Annotated in this window: 8 protein-coding genes; 7 read left to right on the top strand and 1 reads right to left on the bottom strand. The window is 71.4% G+C overall.

Going from position 1 to position 9,825, the window contains the following annotated elements; translation table 11 throughout:
- Window positions 1-115: 115 nt before the first annotated feature.
- The 7 genes from hutU (at window position 116) to ABZU75_RS27825 (ending at window position 8,479) form a co-directional block, all read left to right on the top strand.
- The gene (gene hutU, locus ABZU75_RS27855; RefSeq protein WP_355560137.1) at window positions 116-1,771 is read left to right on the top strand and encodes a urocanate hydratase; all 1,656 of its coding nucleotides are present in this window, start codon (window positions 116-118) and stop codon (window positions 1,769-1,771) included.
- Window positions 1,772-1,984: 213 nt separating this feature from the next.
- Window positions 1,985-2,809, top strand: a complete 825-nt coding sequence (locus tag ABZU75_RS27850; RefSeq protein ID WP_350924876.1) for a MurR/RpiR family transcriptional regulator — start codon at window positions 1,985-1,987, stop codon at window positions 2,807-2,809.
- Between the two features lie 19 nt (window positions 2,810-2,828).
- Window positions 2,829-3,515 carry an SDR family oxidoreductase gene (locus tag ABZU75_RS27845; protein ID WP_355560134.1) on the top strand — a complete coding sequence of 229 codons (687 nt, stop codon included), beginning with the start codon at window positions 2,829-2,831 and terminating at the stop codon, window positions 3,513-3,515.
- Window positions 3,516-3,648: 133 nt separating this feature from the next.
- On the top strand, window positions 3,649-4,812 hold the full coding sequence (locus tag ABZU75_RS27840) for an allantoate amidohydrolase (protein WP_355560144.1): 1,164 nt from the start codon (window positions 3,649-3,651) through the stop codon (window positions 4,810-4,812).
- Window positions 4,800-6,161 carry a formimidoylglutamate deiminase gene (locus ABZU75_RS27835; RefSeq protein WP_355560131.1) on the top strand — a complete coding sequence of 454 codons (1,362 nt, stop codon included), beginning with the start codon at window positions 4,800-4,802 and terminating at the stop codon, window positions 6,159-6,161. The genes ABZU75_RS27840 and ABZU75_RS27835 overlap by 13 nt, the downstream gene beginning before the upstream one ends.
- Window positions 6,158-7,330, top strand: coding sequence for an imidazolonepropionase (gene hutI / locus ABZU75_RS27830; protein ID WP_355560128.1), 1,173 nt, complete (start codon window positions 6,158-6,160; stop codon window positions 7,328-7,330). The genes ABZU75_RS27835 and hutI overlap by 4 nt, the downstream gene beginning before the upstream one ends.
- Before the next feature lie 210 nt (window positions 7,331-7,540).
- A complete protein-coding gene (locus ABZU75_RS27825) occupies window positions 7,541-8,479 on the top strand; it encodes a sigma-70 family RNA polymerase sigma factor (protein ID WP_343972014.1) in 939 nt (312 codons plus the stop codon).
- Between the two features lie 851 nt (window positions 8,480-9,330).
- On the opposite strand, the gene ABZU75_RS27820 is transcribed toward ABZU75_RS27825, so the two are convergent.
- Entirely contained in the window at window positions 9,331-9,588 is a 258-nt protein-coding gene (locus tag ABZU75_RS27820; protein ID WP_355560124.1) for a hypothetical protein, read from the bottom strand.
- Window positions 9,589-9,825 lie beyond the last annotated feature (237 nt).

Below are 9,825 nucleotides of genomic sequence, written 5' to 3'. Positions count from 1 at the left end.
CGCGGGCGTGCCGCCCGCGACACCCCCTGCCGTGACATCCCTTCCCGGGTTGACCTGTAGCCTCCAGGTGACAAATATGAATGTATTCATTCATTCTTGATGGGGAGGTCCGGGCATGACCGGCAGCCGGGTTGTGCGCGCGCCGCGCGGTACCACGCTCACCGCCAAGGGATGGCCGCAGGAGGCGGCGCTTCGCATGATCCAGAACAATCTGGATCCCGAGGTGGCCGAGCATCCGGAACAGCTCGTCGTCTACGGCGGCTCGGGCAAGGCCGCCCGCGACTGGCGCTCCTTCGACGCGATCACTCGCACCCTGACCAGCTTGGAGGGCGACGAGACGCTGCTGGTGCAGTCCGGCCGTCCCGTCGGCGTGTTCCGCACCCACGAGTGGGCTCCACGGGTGCTCATCGCCAACTCCAACCTGGTGCCCGACTGGGCCGACTGGGAGGAGTTCCGGCGCCTGGAGGCCGCCGGACTGACCATGTACGGGCAGATGACGGCGGGCTCCTGGATCTACATCGGCACCCAGGGCATCCTGCAGGGCACCTACGAGACCTTCGGCGCCGTGGCCGCCAAGCGGTTCGGCGGGAGCCTCGCGGGGACGATCACGCTGACCGCCGGGCTCGGCGGCATGGGCGGCGCGCAGCCGCTGGCCGTGACCATGAACGGCGGCGTGGTGATCTGCGTCGACTGCGACCCCAGGTCGATCGACCGGCGGATTGAGCACCGCTACCTGGACGTCCGCGCCGCCGACCTCGACGAGGCGCTGCGCCTGGCGTACGAGGCCCGCGACCAGCGCAGGCCGTTGAGCATCGGGGTCGAGGGCAACGCGGCCGAGATCGTGCCCGAACTGCTCCGCAGGGGCGCCGAGATCGATGTCGTCACCGACCAGACCTCCGCCCACGACCCGCTGATGTACCTGCCGATCGGCGTGGCCTTCGAGGACATGGCCGACGAACGGGAGAAGGACCCGGCGGGCTTCACCCGCAGGGCCCGCGAGGCCATGGCCAAGCACGTGGAGGCCATGGTCGGCTTCCAGGACGCCGGAGCCGAGGTCTTCGACTACGGCAACTCGATCCGGGGCGAGGCCCGGCTGGCGGGTTACGGCCGCGCGTTCGACTTCCCCGGTTTCGTGCCCGCCTACATCCGGCCGCTGTTCTGCGAGGGCAAGGGCCCGTTCCGCTGGGCCGCGCTCTCCGGCTCCCCCTCCGACATCGCCAAGACCGACCGCGCGATCCTGGAGCTCTTCCCTGACAACGAGCCGCTCGCCAGGTGGATCCGGCTGGCCGGGGAGAAGGTCCACTTCCAGGGCCTGCCCGCCCGTATCTGCTGGCTCGGATACGGGGAGCGCCACCTGGCCGGGGAGCGGTTCAACGACATGGTGGCCTCGGGGGAGATCGAGGCTCCGCTGGTGATCGGCCGCGACCACCTCGACTGCGGCAGTGTGGCGAGCCCGTACCGGGAGACCGAGGGCATGGCCGACGGCTCCGACGCGATCGCCGACTGGCCGCTGCTGAACGCCATGCTCAACGTCGCCTCCGGTGCCGCGTGGGTCTCCATCCACCACGGCGGCGGCGTCGGCATCGGCCGCTCCATCCACGCCGGCCAGGTCACCGTCGCCGACGGCACCAGGCTCGGTGCCGAGAAGCTCAACCGGGTGCTCACCAACGACCCGGGCATGGGGGTCATCCGTCACGCCGACGCCGGCTACGACGAGGCCGTCGCCGTGGCCGAGGAGCGAGACGTCCGCATCCCGATGCGCGAATCCTGACCGGAGGCGCGGGTCCCGGCCGGACGCTCGGGCTCCGGCCGGGGCGCGCCGGCCCTGATGGGGAGGTACCCGCACCGATCCGCCTACCGTGTCCCGATCCCGGGGGTGAATCCTGCCGGCGCCGCTCACTCCCACCCCGCCCGGGTGTATGAACTACAGCGGGGCGGGGTGGGGAGGGGAATGCTCGTGGAGTGTCGAGCGGTTGGAGAGGGCGTGGGGGACGGACTCGATCAGCTTCTGGAGGGGCGGCGGCTGTCGCCGGTGCAGCGGCGGATCGCGCGCTACCTGGGCGACCACCTGTCCGAGGCCATCTTCCTGTCCAGCGTGGAGCTGGCCGAGCGGGCGGGGGTCAGCCAGCCGTCGGTGACGAGGTTCGCGATGGTGCTCGGTTTCACGGGATATCCCGAGCTCAGACAGGCGCTGCGGCCCCTCGTCGTGGGCGGGCGGAGGCCGTCGCGGGCCAACGACCTGCAGGCGGCCATAGATGTGGAGATCGACAACCTGCGGAGCGTACGCGACGCGCTGGGCGACCCCTCCGACATCTCGGAGCTGGGCGCCAAGCTGGCGGGATGCGAGCCTCTGCCGGTGGTGGGCCTGCGGGTGTCCAGCGGGCTGGCCACCACGTTCGCCTACTTCGCGCGCCGGATCCACCCTGACGTCCGCCTGCTGACCCACGGCGGTTCCGAGCTGGCCGACGGCCTGTACGCGGCGCGCCGCGCGGGGGCGAGCTGGCTGGTCGCGGTGATCCTGCCCCGCTACCCGGCCGAGGCCCTGCAGGCGCTGCGTGGCGCCCGGGACCTGGGCCTGCGTACGGCGGTGATCACCGACCGGCGGGACGTGCCCTTCGAGGCCGACGCGGTCCTGGCCGCCCCCGTCGGCGAACGGCTGGTCTTCGACTCGCACGCGGCGCCACTGGCCCTGGCCATGGTGCTGGTGGAGGCCATGGCGGACGCGGCGCCGCTGCGCACGCAGGCCCGGCTGGAGGAGTACGAACGGATGACCGACCAGGCGGGGGTCTTCACCGAACGGTTCGGCTGATCCGGATAGGGTGATCGACATGCTCGTACGTCCGACCGCACTGGTCACCGGTGCCTCGCGAGGGGTCGGCGCCGCGATCGCCCGCGCCCTGGCCCCCACCCATGACCTGCTGCTCGGCGGCCGCGACCCCGAGGCGCTGGCCGAGATGGCCTCCGCCCTGCCTGGCGCGCGGCCCTGGCCGGTGGAGCTCACCACCGTCACGGAGGCCGACGTCGCCGCCATCGACCGGCTCGACGTGCTGGTGCACAACGCGGGCGTGCTGCACCTGGGGCGGGTGGAGGAGACCCCGGCCGAGGCGTGGCGGCACACCATGGAGGTCAACGTGATCGCGGTGGTCGAGCTGACCCGGCTGCTGCTGCCCGCCCTGCGCGCGGGGCGCGGTCACGTGGTGCTGATCAACTCCGGCTCCGGACAGCGGGCCGGCGCTGGTTGGGGCTCCTACTCGGCGAGCAAGTTCGCGCTGCGCGCCTTCGCCGACGCGCTCCGCCTGGAGGAGCCGGAGCTTCAAGTGACGACGATCTACCCCGGACGGGTCGACACCGACATGCAGCGTGAGGTACGGGTCCAGGAGGGCGGTCCCTACCAGCCGGAGAGGTACCTGAACGCGGACTCGGTGGCCAGGGTGGTGCAGGCGGCCCTGACCGCGTCACCCGACGCCCACGTCACCGAGATCACCGTTCGTCCCGCCGCAGGCCCCCTGAACTGAGGGCGCGGCCGTGGGCCGTACGGCTTTTTGCCCGGCGAGGCGGAGCGGCTCCGTGGGACAGGGAACCGGGTGAAGGTGCGGCGGACTCGCCAATGAATGGGATCATTCACATAATGGGAGGGTGTTCGACGAGATGTGGGGTGCCATCGAGCACCTCGGACGTGATGGCCGGACCCGGGGCTACCTGCGAGACGCGTGGTCGCCGGCGGATCTGGAGCTTCGGCGCTGGTTCGGACAGGAGGCGGCCAGGCGCGGCCTCGACCTGAGGGAGGACCGCAACGGCAATCTGTGGGCCTGGTGGGGTGACCCGTCGGTGCGGCCGGGCGTGGTCACCGGCAGCCACCTCGACTCGGTACGGCAGGGCGGCGCCTTCGACGGCCCCCTGGGAGTCGTGTCGGCCTTCGCCGCCCTCGACCTGCTGCGGGCCAGGGACTTCCGGCCCGCGCGCCCCCTGGGGATCGCCTGCTTCAGCGACGAGGAGGGCGCCAGGTTCGGCGTCCCGTGCGTCGGCTCCCGCCTGCTGACCGGAATCCTGGACCCGGACAGGGCGCGCGCCCTGACCGACGACGAGGGCGACTCGCTGGCCGAGGTACTGCGCGGGGCCGGGCGCGACCCGGGCGCCCTGGGCCGGGACGAGGAGACCCTGCGGCATGTCGGGGTCTTCGTCGAGCTCCATGTCGAGCAGGGCAAGGACCTGGTCCACCGGGACGCGCCGGTCGGCGTCGCCTCGGCCATCTGGCCGCACGGCCGCTGGCGGTTCGACTTCCACGGCCAGGCCAACCACGCCGGCACCACCAGGCTGGCCGACCGCGACGACCCGATGCTGCCCTTCGCCCGTACCGTGCTCCACGCCCGCCAGGCCGCCGAGCGCGGCGGCGTGGTCGCCACCTTCGGCAGGACGCGCGTGTCGCCCAACAACGCCAACGCCATCCCCGGACTGGTCAGCGCCTGGCTGGATGCCAGGGGCGGGGACGAGGACGCGGTCAGGGCGCTGGTCGCCGAGCTGACCGAGTTCTCCGGTGCCGAGGTCACCGTCGAGTCGTGGACCCCGGTCGTCGACTTCGACGCGGTCCTGCGCGAGCGGGTCGCCGCCGCCGCCGGGGGCGCCCCCGTCCTGCCGACCGGGGCCGGACACGACGCGGGCATTCTCGCGTCCGCGGGCGTGCCCAGCGCGATGGTGTTCGTCCGCAATCCGACGGGCATCTCTCACTCTCCGGACGAACACGCGGAGACGGCCGACTGCCACGCGGGGGTCACCGTCCTCGCCGCAGCCTTGGAGGACCTGTGCGCGAGCTGAACTACTGGTGCGAGCTGGCCTGGCTGCCACCGGGCGAGGCCGTCGCGGGAGTGCTCGTCAGGGTCCACGACACGGTGATCTCCGAGATCGTCACCGGTGTGGCGACCCCGCCCGGCGGAGCCGTCCGGCTGGCCGGGCTGACCATCCCCGGCCTGGCCAACGCGCACTCCCACGCCTTCCACCGCGCCCTGCGCGGGGTGACGCAACGGGAGAAGGGCAGTTTCTGGACCTGGCGCGAGCAGATGTACGAGGTGGCGGAGACCCTCGACCCCGACTCCTATCTCAGACTCGCCAGGGCCGCGTTCGCCGAGATGGCGCTGGCCGGCATCACCTGTGTCGGGGAGTTCCACTACCTGCACCACGGTCCGGGCGGCAGGCGCTACGACGACCCGAACACCATGGGCCACGTGCTCGTCCAGGCGGCGCGCGAGGCGGGGCTGCGCATCGCGCTGCTGGACGCCTGTTACCTGACCGGTGGCGTCGGCACCCCGCTGAGCGGTGTCCAGCTGCGGTTCGGTGACGGCGACGCCGACGGGTGGGCGGCACGGGTGGAGGCGCTCACGACCCACTACCGGGGCGATCCGGACGTGGAGGTCGGTGTGGCCGTGCACTCGGTCCGTGCGGTCAGGCCCGAGCAGATCCCCGTGGTCGCCGAGTTCTCCCGCCACCACGCGGTCCCGCTCCACGCCCATGTCTCCGAGCAACGGGCGGAGAACGCCGCCTGCGTGGAGGCGTACTCCGCGAGCCCGGTCCAGCTGCTGGAGGCGCACGGCGCGCTCGGCCCCCGCTCGACCGCCGTGCACGCCACACACCTGTCGGACGTGGACGTCGCGCTGCTCGGCGGCTCCGGCACGCGCGTGTGCATGTGCCCCACGACCGAGCGCGACCTCGCCGACGGCATCGGGCCGGCCAGGGCGCTGTTCGACGCGGGGTCGCCCATCACGCTCGGCTCGGACAGTCACGCGGTCGTCGACCTGTTCGAGGAGGCCCGCGCGGTCGAACTGGACGAGCGGCTGGCCACCGAGCGGCGCGGTCACTGGTCGGCCGCCGAGCTCCTGCACGCCGCCACGGCGGCGGGACACGACTCGCTCGGCTTCGCCTGCGCGGGCATGCTCGTCCCCGGCGCGTGGGCCGACCTGGTGTCGGTGCGCCTTGACTCGGTCCGTACGGCGGGTGCCTCCCCGGCGCACCTGGCCGAGACCGTCGTGTTCGCCGCCACGGCCGCCGACGTGCACTCCGTGGTGTCGGGGGGCCGCCGCGTGGTCACCGAGGGCAGGCACGTACTCGGTGACGTGGGCGGCATGCTCACCCAGGCGATCATCGAGGCACGAGCGGGGAGGTCGGTATGACGAGCGAGGACCGGCAGGTGAGGAGCACCCTCTTCGATCGCATCGGACTGCTCTACACGGGCGATCCGGCGCGGGAGGAGATCGAGGACGCGGCACTGGTGGTGCAGGACGGCGAGGTGGTGTGGGCGGGGCCCGCCGGTGCGGCTCCCTGCGCCGACGAGCGGGTGGACGTGGACGGGCACTGCGTGATCCCTGGGTTCGTCGACAGCCACGCCCACCTCGTCTTCGCTGGCGACCGCACGGCCGAGTTCGCCGCCCGCATGGCGGGCCTGCCCTACACGGCCGGTGGCATCCGCACCACGGTGTCGGCCACCCGCGCCGCCTCCGACGCCGAACTCGTGACGCTCACCGCCGCCCTGGTCTCGGAGATGCTCGCCCAGGGGACGACCACGGTGGAGATCAAGAGTGGTTACGGCCTCACGGTCGAGGACGAGCGCAGGTCCCTGGAGATCGCGCGGGGGTTCACCGAGGAGACCACCTACCTGGGTGCGCACGTGGTGCCCCCCGACGCCTCCTCGGCCGACGAGTACGTCCGCACGGTCACCGGGGAGATGCTGGAGGCCTGCGCGCCGCACGCCCGGTGGGTCGACGTGTTCTGCGAGCGCGGCGCCTTCGACGCCGACCAGAGCAGGGAGATCCTCCTCGCCGGGATGAAGGCGGGACTGCTGCCGAGGATCCACGCCAACCAGCTGGGCGCGGGCCCCGGGGCACGGATCGCCGCCGAGGTGGGTGCGGCCTCCGCCGACCACTGCACCCATCTGAGTGACGACGACGTCTCGGCGCTGTCGTCGGCGGGAGTGGTGGCCACCCTGCTGCCCGGCGCGGAGTTCTCCACCCGCTCGCCCTACCCGGACGCCCGCCGCCTGCTGGACGCCGGGGTGACGGTCGCGCTGGCCACCGACTGCAACCCGGGCTCCTCCTTCACCTCCTCGATGCCCTTCTGCGTGGCGTTGGCGGTCCGCGAGATGCGGATGACGCCGCTGGAGGCGATCAGGGCGGCCACCTACGGCGGGGCCAGGGCGTTGCGCCGCGGGGACGTCGGCACGCTGCGCGTGGGAACCAGGGGGAATCTGGTGATCCTGGACGCCCCGACGTACGTCCATCTCGCCTACCGGCCGGGGGTGCCGCTGGTGACACAGGTGTGGAAGGAGGGACGCCGTCTGGTTTAGCCCTCTTTGCCGGGGGCAGTCGCGGGCCTTGTCGCGGCGTCGGGAGGCATCCTCCCTGAGGAGGAGTTCAGAACCATTCTCCAGGCGTACTTCTTGAGGGAATCTTTGCCCTGATCCAGCCGTTGAAAAGTCAAGCGACGTGTCCGCGCGCATGGGGCGTTGAGCGAGCGGGTGGACACGTCATAAGCAGCCGGAGCGAGGTGCCATCGAATGGCAAGGCCGACGGGGAATCGGACGCAGGATCAGCATGTCTCTGACAGGGACCTGCTCGGAACCTACCTGGCAGAGATTGGAAGGGTGCCCCTGCTCACCGCGGAGGAAGAGGTGGAACTCGCCAAGCGGATCGAGGCGGGTCTCTTCGCTGAGCAGTTGCTGGACGGCGGGTTGACGGAGCCGCGGATCGCGGACGCCGCCGATGAGGAGCTTGAGCGTTTGGCCGTTTCCGGACGAAGGGCCAAGGATGAATTCATCCAGGCCAATCTACGTCTTGTGGTGGCCGTTGCGCGCAAATATTCAGGGCGGGGAATGCCGCTGATCGATCTGGTTCAGGAGGGAAACCTGGGGTTGGTTCGCGCGGTTGAGAAGTTCGACTACCGGCGCGGTTACAAGTTCTCGACTTATGCCACCTGGTGGATCCGGCAGTCCGTGGGGCGCGCCATCCACGAGCAGGCCCGGCCGGTCCGCCTGCCCACCCACGCGGGTGAGCAGATGACCAGGCTGATGCGGGTCCGCCGGGACATGCTGGCCGAGTTCGACGCCGAGCCGACCGACGCCGACCTGGCGGCGGTACTCGAACTGCCCATCGAGCGGGTCCGCGAGCTCCGCCGCTGGGCCTCCGACCCCGTCTCCCTGCAACTGGGCGTGGGCGACGAGGACGAGACCGAACTCGGCGACATGATCGCCGACGACACGTGGGCCGATCCCGAGCAGCAGGCGATGGACGTCCTTGAGCGCGAGCGTCTGGAGGAGTGGCTGACGGGGCTGGAGGGGCAGACCCGCGAGATGCTTCGCTGGCGCTACGGCCTGATGGACGGCCGCGAGCACACGCTGACCGAGGTCGGCGAGCGCTACGGCATCGGCAGGGACCGCGCCCGCCGCATTGAGCGCGACGCCCTGGCCCGGCTGCGGAAGATGGCCACGGCGGCCTGAGCCGTCTGCGATCCGGCACGCTCCCTGTGGGGCGTGCCGGATCGTTTTTCTGGGTGTGTTCTGGCTTTGTGCCCGTTGTGGGTGCTTTGGTTCTGTGCCTGCTGCGGTGCTTTGGCTCTGTGCCCGTTGCGGTGCTTTGGCTCTGTGTCCGCTGCGGTGGGCGGGCGTTCCGGGCGGCCGTCTCAGTTGCTGTCCTGTGGTTCAGGCCTCCGGCCTGCTCGGGCGCTGTGGTTGCGGGCCTTTTTAAGCCGCCCGGAACGCCCGCCCACCTCCGCTGCACGCCGTCTCGCCGTACGGCGTGCGGGCCGTAGTGGGTTTCTTTCCGGCCGCCCGGTGTTCTGTGCGTGGCTGAAGCGATCTCCGCGGGGCCGTTCGGGTGAGGCGCCGTAGCTGAAGCGCCACTGCGGGAAGGAGCGCAGGGCTGGGCCGAGACAGGGACAGGGCTGGGCCGGAGGCGCGTGGGGGCGGGGCCGGGCCGAGGGTGCGTGGGGGCGGAACTGGGCCGAAGGTGCGTGGGGGCGGGGCCGGGCCGAGGGTGCGTGGGGCTGGGCCGAGGCGGGGGCGGGGCGGTTTCATGGGGGTTGAGGGGGGATCGGGCTCACACCGGGTGGCCGGCGGCTGGGGTTCGCCGTGCGCTCCTTTCGAAAGCGACGCTTCAGCTACGGCGATTCGCGCTGAGCGATCTCGTACGGCTTGCTTCAGCCGCGCAGGGGCCATTGGGCGGTCCGAGAGTGAGCGACTACGGCTCGCAGTCCGTACGGCGGGAGCCTGTCAAGCGGAGGTGGGCGGGTGGTCCGGCCGGCGTGAAAAGAGTCCGTAACCACAGCGCCCGAGCAGGCCGGAGGCCTGGATCACCAGACAGCGAGTGAGACGGCCGGCCGGACCACCAGCCCACCGCGGCGTGAACGGCGGCAGGAGATCGCGCGGCGTGAACGGTGGTTGGGATCGCGCGGCGTGAACGGCGGCAGGAGATCGCGCGGCGTGACGGCGGCGGGGATCGTGGTGGGAGCGATCAGTTCGGTTCCTTCGCCGGGTAGGGAGTACGGCTCAACGTATTCGTCCGGATGAGGGGACATGACGGGCGTGGCGGCGGTCATGCGCGTGGTCATCGGCGGCCCTCCGATGGCCCGGGTGGTTGCCCACCTGGGCATCTTTTGGGTCATTGATAAGTCGAGGCATGCCCGGTCCGAAACTCGATGGAAACATCGTGTGGCCGAGATTCACAGATGTGAAACACGCAGGGTCGCGCCTTGAAACGGCGGAAGAACACGCTGTGGCGCAACGTCAGTGCGCGGCCGGTCGACGGAGCCCTGGAAGCGTCCACTGCATGTGAAACCGGCAAAACG

Origin of the sequence: Streptosporangium sp. NPDC005286 (genome assembly GCF_040607515.1) — a bacterium.
Classification (GTDB): Bacteria; Actinomycetota; Actinomycetes; order Streptosporangiales; family Streptosporangiaceae; genus Streptosporangium.
This window is presented reverse-complemented; position numbering and strand designations above follow the sequence as displayed.